At 73.1% G+C, this 16379-nt stretch carries 16 protein-coding genes; 11 read left to right on the top strand and 5 right to left on the bottom strand.

Going from position 1 to position 16379, the window contains the following annotated elements:
• The first annotated feature begins 39 nt into the window (after positions 1-39).
• Together ACZ4M5_RS28590 and ACZ4M5_RS28585 are read left to right on the top strand one after the other, a co-directional pair.
• Entirely contained in the window at positions 40-726 is a 687-nt protein-coding gene (locus ACZ4M5_RS28590; RefSeq protein WP_467740888.1) for a response regulator transcription factor, read from the top strand.
• Between the two features lie 9 nt (positions 727-735).
• Positions 736-2142 carry a sensor histidine kinase gene (locus ACZ4M5_RS28585; RefSeq protein ID WP_467740886.1) on the top strand — a complete coding sequence of 469 codons (1407 nt, stop codon included), beginning with the start codon at positions 736-738 and terminating at the stop codon, positions 2140-2142.
• 205 nt (positions 2143-2347) lie between these two features.
• On the opposite strand, the gene ACZ4M5_RS28580 is transcribed toward ACZ4M5_RS28585, so the two are convergent.
• Positions 2348-3349: a TAXI family TRAP transporter solute-binding subunit gene (locus ACZ4M5_RS28580; RefSeq protein WP_467740884.1), complete on the bottom strand. Its 1002-nt coding sequence runs from the start codon at positions 3347-3349 to the stop codon at positions 2348-2350.
• Between the two features lie 97 nt (positions 3350-3446).
• Here ACZ4M5_RS28580 and ACZ4M5_RS28575 point away from each other — a divergent pair, with 97 nt between their 5' ends.
• Positions 3447-3851 (top strand): pyrophosphohydrolase domain-containing protein, encoded by a 405-nt coding sequence (locus ACZ4M5_RS28575; RefSeq protein WP_467740882.1) that lies wholly within the window; start codon positions 3447-3449, stop codon positions 3849-3851.
• 186 nt (positions 3852-4037) lie between these two features.
• On the opposite strand, the gene ACZ4M5_RS28570 is transcribed toward ACZ4M5_RS28575, so the two are convergent.
• Positions 4038-5261, bottom strand: a complete 1224-nt coding sequence (locus tag ACZ4M5_RS28570; RefSeq protein WP_467740880.1) for a cation:proton antiporter — start codon at positions 5259-5261, stop codon at positions 4038-4040.
• Positions 5262-5265: 4 nt separating this feature from the next.
• Positions 5266-5751, bottom strand: coding sequence for a cation:proton antiporter regulatory subunit (locus ACZ4M5_RS28565; protein WP_333935699.1), 486 nt, complete (start codon positions 5749-5751; stop codon positions 5266-5268).
• A gap of 88 nt (positions 5752-5839) precedes the next feature.
• Here ACZ4M5_RS28565 and ACZ4M5_RS28560 point away from each other — a divergent pair, with 88 nt between their 5' ends.
• The 4 genes from ACZ4M5_RS28560 (at position 5840) to ACZ4M5_RS28545 (ending at position 9917) form a co-directional block, all read left to right on the top strand.
• The gene (locus ACZ4M5_RS28560) at positions 5840-6883 is read left to right on the top strand and encodes a sensor histidine kinase (RefSeq protein ID WP_467740878.1); all 1044 of its coding nucleotides are present in this window, start codon (positions 5840-5842) and stop codon (positions 6881-6883) included.
• Between the two features lie 25 nt (positions 6884-6908).
• Positions 6909-7562: a response regulator gene (locus ACZ4M5_RS28555; protein WP_467740876.1), complete on the top strand. Its 654-nt coding sequence runs from the start codon at positions 6909-6911 to the stop codon at positions 7560-7562.
• A 63-nt stretch (positions 7563-7625) separates the two neighbouring features.
• Positions 7626-9143, top strand: a complete 1518-nt coding sequence (gene miaB / locus ACZ4M5_RS28550) for a tRNA (N6-isopentenyl adenosine(37)-C2)-methylthiotransferase MiaB (RefSeq protein ID WP_467740874.1) — start codon at positions 7626-7628, stop codon at positions 9141-9143.
• Between the two features lie 60 nt (positions 9144-9203).
• The gene (locus ACZ4M5_RS28545; protein WP_467740872.1) at positions 9204-9917 is read left to right on the top strand and encodes a class III extradiol dioxygenase subunit B-like domain-containing protein; all 714 of its coding nucleotides are present in this window, start codon (positions 9204-9206) and stop codon (positions 9915-9917) included.
• Positions 9918-10136: 219 nt separating this feature from the next.
• Here ACZ4M5_RS28545 and ACZ4M5_RS28540 read toward each other — a convergent pair whose 3' ends face one another.
• On the bottom strand, positions 10137-10520 hold the full coding sequence (locus ACZ4M5_RS28540) for an antitoxin (RefSeq protein ID WP_467740870.1): 384 nt from the start codon (positions 10518-10520) through the stop codon (positions 10137-10139).
• Between the two features lie 26 nt (positions 10521-10546).
• Positions 10547-10837, bottom strand: coding sequence for a hypothetical protein (locus tag ACZ4M5_RS28535; RefSeq protein ID WP_467740868.1), 291 nt, complete (start codon positions 10835-10837; stop codon positions 10547-10549).
• A gap of 182 nt (positions 10838-11019) precedes the next feature.
• Between ACZ4M5_RS28535 and miaA the strand changes: the two genes are divergently transcribed.
• The 4 genes from miaA to ACZ4M5_RS28515 all read left to right on the top strand — a co-directional run bounded on the left by miaA (position 11020) and on the right by ACZ4M5_RS28515 (position 16296).
• Entirely contained in the window at positions 11020-11958 is a 939-nt protein-coding gene (miaA, locus tag ACZ4M5_RS28530) for a tRNA (adenosine(37)-N6)-dimethylallyltransferase MiaA (RefSeq protein ID WP_467740866.1), read from the top strand.
• A gap of 108 nt (positions 11959-12066) precedes the next feature.
• Positions 12067-12579 (top strand): hypothetical protein, encoded by a 513-nt coding sequence (locus ACZ4M5_RS28525; RefSeq protein ID WP_467740954.1) that lies wholly within the window; start codon positions 12067-12069, stop codon positions 12577-12579.
• Positions 12580-12862: 283 nt separating this feature from the next.
• A complete protein-coding gene (gene dapF / locus ACZ4M5_RS28520; protein WP_467740864.1) occupies positions 12863-13735 on the top strand; it encodes a diaminopimelate epimerase in 873 nt (290 codons plus the stop codon).
• A gap of 299 nt (positions 13736-14034) precedes the next feature.
• Positions 14035-16296: a RelA/SpoT family protein gene (locus ACZ4M5_RS28515; RefSeq protein WP_467740862.1), complete on the top strand. Its 2262-nt coding sequence runs from the start codon at positions 14035-14037 to the stop codon at positions 16294-16296.
• The last annotated feature ends 83 nt before the right edge of the window (positions 16297-16379 follow it).

The following is a 16379-nucleotide window of genomic DNA, read 5'->3' as shown; positions in this document are numbered from 1 at the left end:
CACCTGGATCGTACGACCAGTGAACCGAAGGGGGCCCGGGTGAGACTGCTGCTCGTCGAGGACGACAACCACGTCGCCGCCGCCCTGTCGGCGGTCCTGGCGCGGCACGGCTTCGACGTCACCCACGCGCGCAGCGGTGAGGAGGCCCTCCAGGCACTCGTCCCCGAGAGCGACGGCTTCGGTGTCGTCCTCCTCGACCTCGGCCTGCCCGACCAGGACGGGTACGAGGTGTGCGGCAAGATCCGCAAGCGCACGGCCACCCCGGTCATCATGGTCACCGCCCGCGCCGACGTGCGCTCGCGCATCCACGGCCTCAACCTGGGCGCCGACGACTACGTGGTGAAGCCGTACGACACCGGGGAACTGCTCGCCCGGATCCACGCGGTCAGCCGGCGCACCTCGCACGAGGACACCTCCAGCGGCATCGAGACCGCCCTGCGGCTCGGGCCCGTGCACATCGAGCTCCCCACGCGCCGGGTCAGCGTGGACGGCGCGGTGGTCCAGCTGACCCGCAAGGAGTTCGACCTGCTGGCCCTTCTCGCGCAGCGGCCCGGCGTGGTGTTCCGCCGGGAGCAGATCATCAGCGAGGTGTGGCGGACCAGCTGGGAGGGGACCGGGCGCACCCTGGAGGTGCACGTCGCCTCCCTGCGGGCCAAACTGCGCATGCCCGCCCTCATCGAGACCGTGCGCGGGGTCGGCTACCGGCTCGTCGCGCCCGCCGGATAGCGGGGCCGGGTGCGCACGCGTCTGCTCCCGCTGCTCATCGTCCTGATGGCGGCCGTGCTGCTCGCCCTCGGGGTGCCCCTCGCCGTCAGCCTGGCCGGCGCACAGCAGCAGAAGGTCGTGGTCGACCGGATCGACGACACCGCCCGGTTCGCGGCCCTCGCCCAGTTCGTCACCGACTCGCCCGAGGGCCCCACGGGGGCCTTCGAGAACGAGCGGCTGGCCACCCTCAGCAGCGAACTGCGCAGCTACCACGAGGTCTACGGCATCCGCGCCGGTGTCTTCTACCGCAACGGCAGCGCCATGGCGAAGGCACCGGCACGCTGGTCCCTGCCCGAGGAGGGCGAGGTCCGCGAGGCCTTCGACGAGGCGAAGCTCAGCCGCCGCAGCCACGACCCGCAGCAGGTCTGGCCCTGGCAGCAGCGCAAGCTCGTGGTCGCCTCGCCGGTCATCCGCGACGGGGACGTCGTCGCGGTCGTCGTCACCGACTCGCCCACGGGTCAGCTGCGTTCGCGCACCCTGCACGGCTGGCTGCTCATCGGCGCGGGCGAGTTCGCCGCCATGCTGCTGGCCGTCGGCGCCGCCCTGCGGCTCACCGGCTGGGTGCTCAAGCCCGTACGGGTGCTGGACGCCACCACGCACGACATCGCCACCGGGCGGCTGAAGTCCCGGGTCGCCGCGGCCGGGGGACCGCCGGAACTCCGGCGGCTGGCCCGGTCGTTCAACGAGATGGCGGACAACGTGGAGGACGTGCTGGAGCAGCAGCGCGCCTTCGTCGCCGACGCCTCGCACCAGTTGCGCAACCCCCTCGCGGCGCTGCTGCTGCGCATCGAGCTGCTCTCCTTCGAACTGCCCGAGGGCAACAAGGAGATCGCCTCCGTCCAGACCGAGGGCAAGCGCCTCGCCCAGGTCCTGGACGACCTCCTCGACCTCGCGCTGGCGGAGCACAGCGAGGCCGACCTGAGAGTCACCGACATCGGTGAGCTGACCGCGGAACGCCTGGCGGCCTGGTCCCCGACCGCCGATGCCAAGGGCGTGACCCTGGTCGGCGACTGCCCGCCGACCACCGCCTGGGCCGATCCGGTCGCCCTGTCCAGCGCGCTGGACGCGGTCGTCGACAACGCGGTGAAGTTCACGCCCGACGGCGGGACCGTCGAGGTGGCCGTCGCCTCGGAGGGGGACACCGTCACCGTCACCGTGAGCGATCACGGGCCCGGCCTCACCGACGAGGAACTCGCCCGTGTCGGCGACCGCTTCTGGCGCAGCGGCCGCCACCAGAACGTCAAGGGCTCCGGCCTCGGCCTGTCCATCTCCCGGGCGCTCCTCGCGGCGGGCGGCGGCACGATCGCCTATGACCACCATGAGCCGCACGGGCTGCGGGTGACCGTACGCGTGCCGCGATCCGCGCCCGCCGTCTGACCGCGCTCGGCACCCCGGATCCGGATGTGAGCCGGTCCGCCGTCCCATCCGAGCGGGCTCGCCGTCCGAGGCCAGACTGGGTTCGCCGCCCGAGGTCCGACTGGGTTCGCCGCCCGATGCTCGGCCGGGATCGCCCTCTGCTGACCGGTCGGTCACCCCGGAGGGGGCAACGGGCTCGGCTCCGGCCGTGGCACCGCCGCTGCCGCTACGGCTTGACCGACTGGTAGTACCGCTGGGCGCCGACGTGCAGTTGCAGCGGGTCCGTGTAGATCGCCGTGCGCACGTCGACCAGTTGCGCCGAGTGGACGGTCGCACCGATCCGGTCCCGGCTGTCGAGCACCGTGCGCGTGAGCCACTCGGTGAGCCGGGGATCCGTGTCGCTGCGCGTGATCAGCAGGTTGGAGACCGCCAGGGTGGGCACCGGGTGGCCGTTCTGGACGGAGGGGTACGCCGACTCCGGCATCTTCGTGGCGCGGTAGTAGCGCGTGGCTCCGCCCTGCTCGTGCAGCGCGGCCACCAGCGTGGCGTCGATCGGCACGAACCGGAAGGCCGACGCCGACTTCTTGGCCAGCCGGCTGAGCCCGTCCGTGGGCAGTCCCCCCGACCAGAAGAACGCGTCCAGGCCGTGTCCCAGCCGCTTGGGGCCGGTGTCGATGCCGTCCGAGGCCGGCTCGATGTCCTTCTCCGGATCGATGCCGGCCGCCCTGAGCACGCCGTTCGCGATCAGTCGCACCCCGGAGTCGGGCAGCCCTATCGCCACGCGCTTGCCCCGCAGGTCGGCGACCGAGCGGATGTCCGAGTCCGGCGGCACGACGAGCTGCACGTAGTCGTCGTACAGCCGGGCGACCCCGCGCAGCCGGTCGGCCCCCGGGCGGTTGTCGTGCATGTACGTGGCGACCGCGTCCGCCGCCGCGATCGCGAAGTCGGCCTCGCCCGACGCCACGTCCGCGACGTTCTCCTGGGAACCGGCGCTGGTCAGCAACCGCACCCGCAGGTCGGGCATGTCCTTGTCGATCGCGGTGCGCAACAGCTCGCCGTACTCGTGGTAGACCCCCGCGCGCGTGCCGGTGCTGAAGTCGATCGTCCCCGACGGCGGCTCCTCCGCCCAGGGGCGCAGCCACCACAGCAGCAGGCCGAGGACCAGGACGGCGGCGGTGCCGCCCTGCGCGGCCCGGCGCCTGCCGACACGGGGGAACTTCTGGGACATGCGCGCGATCCTGCCAGCCAGAGGGTCTCGCTGACCAGGGGAGGGGGTGCCACCGCGACGGCCCCCGGTGTCGGTGGCGGCCACTACAGTCGGCCGCATGAGTGCCTCGCCCGCCGATCTGGTCCGTGAGTTCCACCGCGCGTTCGGCCTGGACGCCCGCAGCACCCCGACGGAGGTCCCGCCGGAACTCGCCGCTCACCGGGGCGCACTCCTCGCGGAGGAAGCCGCCGAGGTCGCCGAGGTGGCGGTACGGGGGCCGCTGGACCGGCTCGCCCACGAACTGGCGGACGTGGTGTACGTCGCCTACGGCACGGCCCTGGTCCACGGCATCGACCTCGACGCGGTTCTGGCGGAGATCCACCGCTCCAACATGACCAAGATCGGCCCGGACGGCACGGTCTCCCGCCGCGAGGACGGCAAGATCCTCAAGGGGGAGCACTACGAGGCACCGGACGTGTCGCGCGTGCTGCGCCGGCAGGGATGGACGCCGGGCGGGGCGTGAAACGGCGGCATGGGCCGGCAGGGCAGGGTCGGCAGCGCAGGGGCCGGCAGGGCATGAACCGGCAAGGTATGGGACGGCGGGCACGAGACGTCCACCGCCGTTGCTCGATGAGCGCCCCGCCGTCCCGCCGCCCCGCCGCCCCGCCCCCTGTTCCGCCCCGCCGCCCCGTCCGCCCCGCCCCACCGCTCAGTCGGCGACCGGAGCCTCCGCCTCCGCCTTGGCCGTCCGGGGCGCCGGTTCCGGGGCGCGAGGCTCGCGGCGCCGCGCCCACCAGGACGCCACCGGCTCGGTGTAACGCGCGGTGAGCGGACCCAGGACGACCAGGATGAGGACGTAGGCCGTGGCCAGCGGGCCGAGGGACGGCTCGACACCGGCCGCGACCGCGAGCCCGGCGATGACGATGGAGAACTCGCCTCGCGCCACGAGCGCACCGCCGGCACGCCAGCGGCCCTTGACGGAGATCCCCGCGCGCCGGGCCGCCCAGTAGCCGGTGGCGATCTTCGTCAGCGCCGTGAGGAGGGCCAGTCCGAGAGCGGGCACCAGCACGGGCGGGATGCTCGACGGGTCGGTGTGCAGCCCGAAGAAGACGAAGAAGACCGCCGCGAACAGGTCACGCAGGGGACTGAGCAGGGTGTGCGCGCCCTCGGCCACCTCCCCGGACAGGGCGATGCCCACCAGGAAGGCCCCCACGGCGGCCGACACCTGCAGCTGCTGCGCGACGCCCGCGACCAGGATGGTCAGGCCCAGCACGACCAGCAGGAGCTTCTCCGGGTCGTCGCTGGAGACGAACCGTGAGATGACCCGGCCGTAGCGCACCGCGAGGAACAGCACGAGCCCCGCCGCGCCCAGGGCGATCGCCAGCGTCACGCTTCCGGCCAGCAGCCCGGCCCCCGCCACCAGCGCGGTGACGATCGGCAGGTAGACCGCCATCGCCAGGTCCTCCAGCACCAGCACACTGAGGATCACCGGCGTCTCGCGGTTGCCGACCCGGCCCAGATCGCCCAGCACCTTCGCGATCACGCCGGACGACGAGATCCAGGTGACACCGGCCAGCACCACGGCGGCCACCGGGCCCCAGCCCAGCAGCAGCGCCACCGCCGCTCCGGGCAGCGCGTTGAGCGCGCAGTCGACCAGGCCGGCCGGGTAGTGCGTCTTGAGGTTGGAGACCAGATCGCTCGCCGTGTACTCCAGGCCCAGCATCAGCAGCAGCAGGATGACGCCGATCTCGGCACCCGTGGCGACGAACTCCTCGCTCGCGCCCAGCGGCAGCAGACCCCCCTCACCGAACGCCAGGCCGGCCAGGAGGTACAGCGGTATGGGCGACAGCCGGAAACGGGCGGCGAACCGGCCGAGCAGGCCGAGGCCGAGGATGATGGAACCGAACTCGATCAGCAGGACCGCGGAGTGCACCGGCTCACTCCCGCTCGAGTATCGTCGCGGCCGCGTCCACGCCCTCGCGCGTCCCGACGACGATCAGCCGGTCCCCGCCCGCCAGCCGGAAGTCCGGCGCCGGGGACGGAATGGCCTCCGCCCGCCGCAGCACCGCCACGACCGACGCGCCCGTTTCCGTCCGCATCTTCGTGTCGCCCAGGACCCGGCCGTTCCAGCGGGAGGTGGCGGGCACCTCGATCCGCTCGGCGACCAGCCCCAGATCCGTCGTGTACAGCAGGCTCGGGCTGTGGTGCGACGGCTTCAGCGCGTCGATCAGCGAACCCGCCTCGGAGCCGGTCAGCCGCAGGGAGTGCGCGCACGAGTCCGGGTCGTCGGCCCGGTACACGTTCACCGTGCGCGTGCCGTCGCGGTGCGCCACCACCGACAGATGGCGGTGTTCCCGGGTCTCCAGGTCGTACTGGACCCCGATACCCGGCAGCGGCGTCGCCCTCAGGCGCGGAGCTGACACGTTGCTTCCCCTTGTTCGTCGAGTTTCGGCTGGCCGATCATCGGATCGGCGACCTCCGCATGCTCCCATCCGGCCGTACGGTGACGACATGGGTGTCGTGACGGATATACGCCGCGGCCGGTGGTCGGAGAGGCTGGGACGGGCTGTGTCGTACGCGAGGGGCGGAAGGAGCGGGTCCAGGAACGTGTCGTTGTTCTGGCGGATCTTCTCGCTCGACGCCGCGGGCCTGGTCGTGGCCACCGCGTTGCTGCTCGGCCCGGTCACCGTGTCCACGCCCGTCCTGCCCGGCGAGGCCCTCGTCCTGCTCGGCGGCCTGGTGGTGCTGCTCACCGGCAACGCGCTCGTGCTGCGCTTCGGTCTCGTCCCCTTGCAGCGGCTGGACCGGGCCATGGCCACCGCCGACCTGCTGCGCCCGGGACATCGCCCCGAGGTCAGCGGCCCGGCGGAGGCGGCCGGTCTGATCACCACGTACAACACGATGCTCGACCGGCTGGAGGCCGAGCGGGCCGAGGGCGCCGCCCGGGCCCTGTCCGCACAGGAGCGGGAGCGGCACCGGATCGCCCGGGAGTTGCACGACGAGGTCGGGCAGACCCTCACCGCCGTCCTCCTCCAGCTCAAGCGCGTCGCCGACCGGGCGCCCGAGGACCTGCGCGAGGAGGTCGGCCAGGCCCAGGAGGCCACCCGGGCCGGCCTGGACGAGATCCGCCGGATCGCACGCCGGCTGCGCCCCGGTGTCCTGGAGGAGCTCGGCCTGGCCAGTGCCCTGCGCTCGCTGGCCGGTGAGTTCACCACCCACGGGCTGACCGTGAGCCACCACGTCACCGGTGACCTGCCCGCCCTCGGCCCGGAAGCGGAGCTGGTCGTCTACCGGGTCGCCCAGGAGAGCCTGACCAACACCGCCCGGCACGCCTGCGCCGACCGCGCCGAACTCCGGCTGCGGCCCGTCCCCGGCGGTGTCGAACTCCTCGTGCGCGACAACGGCAGCGGCCTCACCGAGGCCGTCGAGGGCGCCGGCATCACCGGCATGCGCGAACGCGCCCTGCTGATCGGCGCCGCCCTCGCTCTGGAACCGGCCCCGGGCGGGGGCACCGACGTGCTGCTGCGCATCCCCGTCACGGAAGAAGCCCGCTGATGTCCGTCACCGCAGGACCCCACTGATGTCCGCCCCGATCCGCGTCCTGCTCGCCGACGACCACACCCTGGTGCGGCGCGGGGTCCGTCTCATCCTGGACGGCGAACCGGACCTCACCGTCGTCGCCGAGGCCGGGGACGGGGCAGAGGCCGTGGCCAAGGCCCGGGAGACCCCCGTCGACCTGGCGGTCCTGGACGTGGCCATGCCCCGGATGACCGGCCTCCAGGCGGCCCGCGAGCTCTCCCGCCGGCTGCCCGGCCTGCACATCCTCATCCTCACCATGTACGACAACGAGCAGTACTTCTTCGAGGCGCTCAGGGCCGGGGCCAGCGGCTACGTCCTGAAGTCCGTCGCCGACCGCGACCTGGTCGAGGCGTGCCGGGCGGCCGTGCGCGACCAGCCGTTCATCTACCCGGGCGCCGAGCGGGCCCTGGTCCGCTCCTACCTGGAACGGCTCCGGCGCGGCGACGGCGTGCCCGAGCGGGCCATCACCGAGCGCGAGGAGGAGATCCTCAAGCTGGTCGCCGAGGGCCACACCTCCAAGGAGATCGGCGAACTGCTCTTCATCAGCGCCAAGACGGTCGAACGCCATCGGGCCAACCTCCTGCAGAAGCTCGGCATGCGCGACCGCCTGGAGCTGACCCGGTACGCCATCCGGGCCGGGCTCATCGAGCCGTGAGCCCCCGGCGGAGTTGTCCACAGGCGGCCGAGCCACCTGTGCCGAGCGCCTACCCTTGTCGTCATGAGCAGCATCGACCGGAGCCAGTCAGTGGGCGGCACGCGCACGTACGAGGTACGCACCTACGGGTGCCAGATGAACGTCCACGACTCCGAGCGATTGTCCGGACTGCTGGAGGACGCGGGCTATGTCCGCGCCCCGGAGGGCGCCGACGGCGAGGCCGACGTCGTCGTCTTCAACACCTGCGCGGTCCGGGAGAACGCCGACAACAAGCTGTACGGCAACCTCGGCCACCTCGCGCCGAAGAAGGCCGCCCGCCCCGGCATGCAGATCGCCGTCGGCGGCTGCCTCGCGCAGAAGGACCGGGACACCATCGTGAAGAGGGCGCCCTGGGTGGACGTCGTCTTCGGCACGCACAACATCGGCAAGCTCCCCGTCCTGCTGGAGCGCGCCCGCGTGCAGGAGGAGGCGCAGGTCGAGATCGCCGAATCGCTGGAGGCGTTCCCCTCGACCCTGCCCACGCGCCGCGAGAGCGCCTACGCCGCGTGGGTGTCGATCTCCGTCGGCTGCAACAACACCTGCACCTTCTGCATCGTCCCGGCGCTGCGCGGCAAGGAGAAGGACCGCCGCCCCGGCGACATCCTCGCCGAGATCGAGGCCCTGGTCGCCGAGGGCGTCTCCGAGGTCACGCTGCTCGGGCAGAACGTCAACGCGTACGGCTCGGACATCGGCGACCGCGAGGCCTTCAGCAAGCTGCTGCGCGCCTGCGGGAGGATCGAGGGGCTGGAGCGCGTGCGCTTCACCTCGCCGCACCCGCGTGACTTCACCGACGACGTCATCGCCGCCATGGCCGAGACGCCGAACGTGATGCCGCAGCTCCACATGCCGCTGCAGTCCGGCTCGGACCCGGTCCTGAAGGCGATGCGCCGCTCCTACCGCCAGGAGCGCTTCCTCGGGATCATCGAGAAGGTCCGCGCCGCCATCCCGCACGCCGCGATCAGCACCGACATCATCGTGGGCTTCCCCGGCGAGACCGAGGAGGACTTCGAGCAGACGCTGCACGTGGTGCGCGAGGCCCGCTTCGCGCAGGCCTACACCTTCCAGTACTCCAAGCGCCCCGGGACCCCGGCCGCCGAGATGGACGGCCAGATCCCCAAGAAGGTCGTCCAGGAGCGCTACGAGCGCCTCGTCGCCCTCCAGGAGGAGATCTCCTGGGAGGAGAACAAGAAGCAGGTGGGCCGCACGCTGGAGCTGATGGTCGCCGAGGGCGAGGGCCGCAAGGACGACAGCACCCACCGCCTGTCCGGCCGCGCCCCCGACAACCGCCTCGTCCACTTCACCAAGCCGGACGAGGAGGTCCGCCCGGGCGACGTCGTCACGGTCGAGATCACCTACGCCGCCCCGCACCACCTCCTCGCCGAGGGCCCGGCCCTGGGCGTGCGCCGCACGCGCGCGGGTGACGCCTGGGAGAAGCGCAACGCGGCCGAGAAGTCCAAGCCCGTCGGTGTGATGCTGGGCCTGCCGAAGGTCGGCGCTCCCGAGCCGTTGCCCGTGGCGGCGGGCGGCTGCGGCTGCGACTGACCCCGGCGGGAGCGCTGCCGCCCGCGGTGGCGGCGCTCCTCGAGCGTTACCCTGCCGATCATGCTTGTCGCCGCCGCAGCCTGCCCCTGCCCGCCCCTGCTCGTGCCCGAGGTCGCCGCGGGCGCGGCACCGGAACTGGACGCCGCGCGAGCCGCCTGCGTGGACGCGCTGGGCGTGCTCGCCGCCGCCCGCCCCGACCGGCTCGTGGTGGTCGGGCCGGTGGAGGGCACCGGGTACGAGTCCTACGCGGAGGGCACAGCGGGCTCGTTCCGGGGCTTCGGCGTCGACCTCGACGTCCGGCTGGGACCGGCCGGGGACGCCGAGGGGGAACGGCGGTTGCCGTACTCCCTGGCCGTGGCCGCCTGGCTGCTGGAGCGCACGGACTGGCGTGACACGGCCGTGGAGGGACTGGGCGTCGGCGAGCAGCTCGCCCCACAGCGGTGCCTCGGGATCGGGCAGGAGGCCGCCGACCGGGCCGGGCGGGTCGCGCTGCTGGTCATGGGCGACGCCAGCGCGTGCCGGACGCTCAAGGCCCCGGGGTACCTCGACGAACGCGCCGCGCCGTTCGACGCCGGGGTGGCCCGTGCGCTCGGTGCGGCCGACGTGACGGCCCTCAGTGGCCTGGACACCGGTCTGGCGCAGGAGCTGAAGGTGTCCGGCCGGGCTCCCTGGCAGGTGCTGGCGGGCGCGGCCGAGGGCGCCGGCCTCGGCGGATCACTGCTGTACGAGGACGCGCCGTACGGCGTCGGGTACCTCGTCGCCACCTGGTCGTAGACACGCGGTCGGACACCGCGGACACCGCGGACACCGCGGACGCCGCGGACACGGCGGAGACGACGGAGGCCCGACGAGCGGCGGACGGCCGGGAGCGGGGGTGCTCCGCGGCCGTCCGAGGTGTCCCGCGTGTGCCGTGCGAGATGCCTCCCGTTCGCCGTGCGCCGTGCGCCGTGCTTTTGTGCGATGCCCTTGTGCCGTGCCCGTGCCGGGCGCGAATCAGGAGGTGGGCGGAGGTACGTCGTCCGGCGGGGTGGTGCCGCCCGTGTCACGCGGGGGAGCCGTGCGGCCCGCATCCGGGGGCGTGGCTCCCGCGGTCGGCCCCGGAGGGGTACCCGGCGTCGACGTCGTTCCCGCCGCCGCTGCCGTGCCGCCCGTGCCCGGTGCGCCGTCCTCCTTGTGCGCGAGCCGGCCCATGGCGCCCTTGGCCTTGCCCGTGCCGGACTGGATCCGGTCGCTGTACTTGCCCTTGGTGCTCTTGTCGACGGCCTCGGCGGCCTTGTCCAGACCGTGGTGGATCTTGTCCTCGTGCCGCTGCGCGAGGTCCGAGACCTTGTCCTTGGCCGGGCCCAGTTTGGCCTTCACGTTGTCCAGCAGACCCATGGTTCACCTTCCCTCGCGGAGGGCGGTCACGTACGGGCGCCCTCACCGGCCTCGTTGTCCGCCGCCTCTTCGGTGGACTGCTGCTTGGGGATGTCGACGCCCTCCGGCTCGGCGCTCTCGGCAGTGGCCTCGGCGGCCGGCCCGTGCGCCTGCGCGGTCGCCTCCGCGCCCTTCGTCTCGGCGCCCTGCGTCTCCGCGGCCCCGGCTACCGCCTCCTCCGCCTCGGCCCCGGCCTTCGCCGGCTCGGCCTGAGCTTCGGCGGCAGGCGCCTGCGCTGTGGCCTTCGACCGCCGGAAGAGTCGTGCAAACACGCCCATATCCACTCCATACGTTACTCGTGCGGGCGAAAACCCGCGTTGCCCGGTGCGTCCGTCTGCGCGGCCCGGGCTACCGCCTCGGTGATCCGGCGGCAGGAACCTCGCAACGGGCAACGACCCCGCGAGCGTGGCGTCACGTAACTCGTTCGAGAGCCGGCTTCGAGGTTTGCGAGACTGTCCCGGTGAGCAGCGCACCCCCCGCCCCCCGCGTCATCGCCGTCGTCGGACCGACCGCGGCCGGAAAGTCCGATCTGGGCGTCTTCCTGGCCCAGCGTCTCGGCGGCGAGGTCGTCAACGCCGACTCCATGCAGCTCTACCGAGGGATGGACATCGGCACCGCCAAGCTGACGCCCGAGGAGCGCGGGGGAGTACCGCACCACCTGCTGGACGTCTGGGACGTCACCGTCACGGCCTCCGTCGCCGAGTACCAGCGCCTGGCCCGCGAGCACATCGACGCGCTGCTCGCACAGGGCCGTTGGCCGGTCCTGGTCGGCGGCTCGGGGCTGTACGTGCGCGGCGCCGTCGACAACCTGGAGTTCCCCGGCACCGACCCCGAGGTCCGGGCCCGGCTGGAGGAGGAGCTCGCGCTGCACGGATCCGGTGCGCTCCACGCCCGGCTGGCCGCCGCCGATCCCCAGGCCGCCCGGGCCATCCTGCCGGGCAACGGCCGCCGGATCGTCCGCGCCCTGGAGGTCATCGAGATCACCGGCAAGCCCTTCACCGCCAACCTCCCCGGCCACGACTCGGTGTACGACACCGTGCAGATCGGGGTCGACGTGGCGCGCCCGGAGCTGGACGAACGCATCACGCGCCGCGTGGACCGGATGTGGGACGCCGGGCTCGTCGACGAGGTACGCGCACTGGAGGCGCAGGGGTTGCGCGACGGACGGACCGCCTCGCGTGCGCTCGGCTACCAGCAGGTGCTCTCGGCGCTCGCCGGGGAGTGCACCCTGGAGGAAGCGCGGGCCGAGACCGTCCGTGCCACCAAGCGCTTCGCGCGCCGCCAGGATTCGTGGTTCAGGCGCGATCCCCGGGTGCACTGGTTGAGTGGGGCCGCGGCGGATCTCCCCCGACTTCCGCAGCTCGCACTGTCCTTGGTCGAACGACCGGTTACAGCCTGATCACGTCCTGGCATCGGGACGCCCAGGCCGTCATCGGGGCCTTCGGCGGCGTGCCATCATCGAGCTTCGATCGACCGAGTTGAGTCCTAGTTGGGAGGGCGCGTGGCGATGGAGGCCGGCCCTCGCGACACCGCACGAAGCACCGACCGCGTCAGCGCCGAGCGGGACGGGGCGGTGTTCGGTGACGGACCGGAGCCGGAGACCGACCGCCTCAGCGAGGACGGGCCCGACGAGACGCCGAGCGTGACGGACGACGGCCCCGAGCCGGAGGAGATGTTCGCCGACGAGGTCGAGGTCGAACTGCGCCCGCAGCGTCGGCTGCGCCTGTGGCAGCTCGCCCCGATCGTGGCCCTGGCGGCGCTCGGCTCCCTGATGTTCGCGTTCCCGCTCGCCTTCGACTTCGGCGACAGCGGGGCCGTCATCGCCATGCTCGGTCTGCTGATCTGCTCGACGGCGGCGGGCTGGGGCATGATGGCGGCCCGCCGCGTCGGCTCCACCTGGCCCGGCCTGCCGGCCCGCGGCTCCGGCCGCAGACCCGACTGGCGGGTCGTCCTGGCGTACGCACTGGTGGTGGCCGCCGTGGTCGTCCTGGCCGTGTGGCGGGTGGCGCGGCTTCGCTAGAGCGGCGCGCGCCCGGACAGTGCACGGTTGCGTCCGAACAATGCACGGCCGCGCCCGAACAACGCACGGTCGCGTCCGCGCGCCCGTCGCGCCGGGGCGCACGAGCCGCGTGGCCCTTCCCGCGCGGCAGGCGCCGGGGCGCGAGCAACGCACAGTTGTCCCCGCCGTACGGCTCTGACGCCGGGGCGCGAGCGGCGCACGGTTCCTCTCGCCGCGCGGCGCCGGCGCCAGGGCGCGAATCCCGCACGGTCGTGCCCGTCCGGCAGCCCGTACGATCGAGGACATGAGCACGCGGATCGCCTTCCTCAAGGGGCACGGCACCGAGAACGACTTCGTGATCGTCCCGGACCCCGAGAACGCCATCGACCTCCCCCCGGCCGCCGTCGCCGCCCTGTGCGACCGCCGCGCGGGCATCGGCGGCGACGGGCTGCTGCACGTCGTGCGCTCCGCGGCGCACCCGGAGGCCCGGGACATGGCGGCCGAGGCCGAGTGGTTCATGGACTACCGCAACGGCGACGGCTCGGTCGCCGAGATGTGCGGTAACGGCGTGCGCGTGTTCGCCCGCTACCTCCAGCGCGCCGGGCACGTGACCGAGGGCGACCTCGCCGTCGCCACGCGCGGGGGCGTGAAGAGTGTGCACCTCGCCAAGAACGGCGACGTCACCGTCGGCATGGGCAGGGCGGTCCTCCCCGAGGGTGACGTGACGGTGAGTGTCGGTGAGCGCAGCTGGCCGGCGCGCAACGTCAACATGGGCAACCCGCACGCGGTCGCCTTCGTGGAGGACCTGGCCCACGCGGGCGACCTGTACGCCCCGCCGCCCTTCAGCCCGGCCTCGGCCTACCCGGACGGCGTGAACGTGGAGTTCGTGACCGACCGCGGCCCGCGGCACGTCGCGCTGCGTGTGCACGAGCGCGGCTCCGGTGAGACCCGCTCCTGCGGCACGGGCGCCTGCGCGGTCGCCGTGGCCACCGCCCGCCGCGACGGCGCCGACCCCACGGTCACCGGCATGCCGGTGACGTACACCGTGGACGTGCCCGGCGGCACCCTGGTGATCACCGAGCGGCCCGACGGGGAGATCGAGATGACGGGTCCGGCCGTCATCGTGGCCGAGGGCGAGATCGACGCGGACTGGCTGGACGCCGCCACGCGCGCGTGAAGCCGATTCGGTCACCGCTGTGTGCTGTCGGCCACCCGGGCCCGAAAGCGCTGTAAAGATCATAAAGATCAAGCCAATTGGCGGGAATTCGCTCGACGCGACCCTGTCATGCAGGGGTGCAAACTTCGCATTCGTCCCTCGAATGGGTGATCAGTTTCACGCTCGGCGAGAGGCGGCCAGCCACGCGTGGTGGGCTCGGTAGCATCAAGCACCGGCCCGGACGGGGGACCGAAGCCGCCCCCTGAGCCGTGTCCGCCCTGGGGCACCCCGTCCGCCGGTTGACGCAGCCGGAGGTGCCCATGAGTGCGGAGGCCACGAATTCCGTGACCCCAGGCCCGATGCCGGGCGCGGTGTCGGGATCGCTGACGCCGACAGCGCCACGCAGAAAGGCCCGCCCCCGGATCGACCTGCGCCGCCTCGGCAGAGCCGCCCTGCTCGGCCCCGCCGCGCGCGACCGGCTGCCCGACGCGATCAGCCACGTCGTCGAGGCCCACCGCGCGCACCACCCCGACGCGGACCTCGATCCGCTGCGCCGGGCGTACGTCCTGGCCGAGTCCTCCCACCGGGGTCAGATGCGCAAGAGCGGCGAGCCGTACATCACGCACCCCCTCGCGGTGACCCTGATCCTCGCCGAACTCGGCGCGGAGACCACGACGTTGACCGCCTCGCTGCTCCACGACACCGTCGAGGACACGGACGTGACGCTGGACCAGGTTGGCGACCAGTTCGGCGAAGAGGTCCGCTACCTCGTCGACGGCGTGACCAAACTGGAGAAGGTCGACTACGGCGCCGCCGCCGAGCCCGAGACCTTCCGCAAGATGCTCGTCGCCACCGGCAACGACGTGCGCGTCATGTCGATCAAACTCGCCGACCGGCTGCACAACATGCGCACCCTGGGCGTCATGCGCCCCGAGAAGCAGGAGCGCATCGCGAAGGTGACACGTGACGTGCTCATCCCGCTCGCCGAACGCCTCGGCGTCCAGGCCCTCAAGACCGAACTGGAGGACCTGGTCTTCGCGATCCTGCACCCCGAGGAGTACGCGCAGACCAGGGAACTGATCGTCCGCAACGCCGGCCGGACGGACGACCCGCTCGCGGAGGTCGCCGACGAGGTGCGCGGCGTACTGCGCGAGGCGGACATCACCGCCGAAGTGCTCATCCGCCCCCGTCACTTCGTCTCCGTGCACCGGGTCTCGCGCAAGCGCGGCCGGCTCCGCGGCTCGGACTTCGGCCGGGTCCTGGTCCTGGTGAACGAGGACGCCGACTGCTACGGCGTCCTGGGCGAGCTGCACACGTGCATGACGCCGATGGTCTCGGAGTTCAAGGACTTCATCGCCGTACCGAAGTTCAACCTCTACCAGTCGCTGCACACGGCCGTCGCCCGGGAGGATGGCCAGGTCGTCGAAGTCCTCATCCGCACCCACCAGATGCACAAGGTCGCCGAGGCCGGCGTCGTCGCCCTCGGCAACCCGTACGCACCGGCCCCCGACGACCCGGCCGACGGGGAGCGCGTCGACCCCACCCGCCCCGGCTGGCTGTCCCGGCTCCTCGACTGGCAGGAGGCGGCGCCCGACCCCGACCACTTCTGGTCCACCCTGCGCGAGGACCTCGCCCAGGACCGCGAGATCACCGTCTTCCGTCCCGACGGCGGCACGATCGGTCTGCCCGAGGGCGCCACCTGCGTGGACGCCGCGTACGCGCAGTACGGGGAGGACGCCCACGCCTGCATCGGCGCCCGCGTCAACGGCCGCCTAGCGACGCTGAGCACCGTCCTGAAGGACGGCGACACCGTCCAGCTCCTCATGGGCCAGGACCCGGCGTCCGAGCCGTCGCGGGAGTGGCTGGAGCACGCGCACACACCGGCCGCCCGCATCGCCATCCAGCGGTGGCTGGCCGCCCATCCCGCGCAGGCCGAGGCCCAGGAGGGCCGGGCGCCGCAGGGCCAGGCGCGGGAGCGGACGGTTTCCGGGGGGCAGACCACCGCCGGTTCGGCCGGGGCCGGCGGGGACTCCGGGCAGGGTCCCGAGCGTTCCGCCGTCGCCGCCCGCGGTGCCACGGTCGGTTCGAGTGCCGGAGGCGGGCGCGGCGCGAGTGCCGAGCGCGGGCCCGGTGCGGACGTCCTCGCCGACCTTCCCGGCGCGAGCGTCCGGCTCGCCCGCTGCTGTACGCCCGTACCACCCGACGACATCACCGGCTTCGCCGTACGCGGGGGAGCGGTCACCGTGCACCGCCTGGAGTGCGCCGCGGTGGCGCGCATGAGGGACGGGGAGCGCTCGGAGGTGGGCGTGCGCTGGGGGGAGACCGCCGAGTGCCGGGTCACGCTGGTCGCTGAATCGTTCGTCCGTCCGCATCTGCTCGCCGACCTCACCGAGGCCATGGCGCTCGAAGGCGCCGAGATCGTCTCCGCGACCGTCGAGCCCCCCGCCCAGCAGCAGGTGCGCCACACCTACACCGTGCAGCTCCCCGACGCGGCCCGCCTGCCCACGCTGATGCGCGCCATGCGCAACGTGGCCGGGGTGTACGACGTGAGCCGGACGCAACCACAGACCCAGGGCGGCTGAGCCGGTCCGGTCAGCGCGTCATCCGGCGTCCTCCGCTGCCCCGATCGGTCCGGCGGGGAGCGCCCCGCGCGCGGGCGCTTCCG

The organism is Streptomyces sp. NPDC026246, from assembly GCF_055567995.1.
The sequence above is the reverse complement of the archived record's forward strand: the minus strand, read 5'-3'. Positions and strand labels throughout refer to the sequence as shown.

What these genes read in the sequence shown, in the direction of transcription:
- ACZ4M5_RS28575 (WP_467740882.1), top strand. Translation starts at nt 3,447, where the DNA reads ATGAGTGCCTCGCCCGCCGATCTGGTCCGTGAGTTCCACCGCGCGTTC.
- dapF (WP_467740864.1), top strand. Translation starts at nt 12,863, where the DNA reads ATGAGCACGCGGATCGCCTTCCTCAAGGGGCACGGCACCGAGAACGAC.
- ACZ4M5_RS28555 (WP_467740876.1), top strand. Translation starts at nt 6,909, where the DNA reads ATGTCCGCCCCGATCCGCGTCCTGCTCGCCGACGACCACACCCTGGTG.
- ACZ4M5_RS28540 (WP_467740870.1), bottom strand. Translation starts at nt 10,520, where the DNA reads ATGGGTCTGCTGGACAACGTGAAGGCCAAACTGGGCCCGGCCAAGGAC.
- miaB (WP_467740874.1), top strand. Translation starts at nt 7,626, where the DNA reads ATGAGCAGCATCGACCGGAGCCAGTCAGTGGGCGGCACGCGCACGTAC.
- ACZ4M5_RS28545 (WP_467740872.1), top strand. Translation starts at nt 9,204, where the DNA reads ATGCTTGTCGCCGCCGCAGCCTGCCCCTGCCCGCCCCTGCTCGTGCCC.
- ACZ4M5_RS28580 (WP_467740884.1), bottom strand. Translation starts at nt 3,349, where the DNA reads ATGTCCCAGAAGTTCCCCCGTGTCGGCAGGCGCCGGGCCGCGCAGGGC.
- ACZ4M5_RS28525 (WP_467740954.1), top strand. Translation starts at nt 12,067, where the DNA reads ATGGAGGCCGGCCCTCGCGACACCGCACGAAGCACCGACCGCGTCAGC.
- ACZ4M5_RS28515 (WP_467740862.1), top strand. Translation starts at nt 14,035, where the DNA reads ATGAGTGCGGAGGCCACGAATTCCGTGACCCCAGGCCCGATGCCGGGC.
- ACZ4M5_RS28560 (WP_467740878.1), top strand. Translation starts at nt 5,840, where the DNA reads ATGGGTGTCGTGACGGATATACGCCGCGGCCGGTGGTCGGAGAGGCTG.
- ACZ4M5_RS28535 (WP_467740868.1), bottom strand. Translation starts at nt 10,837, where the DNA reads ATGGGCGTGTTTGCACGACTCTTCCGGCGGTCGAAGGCCACAGCGCAG.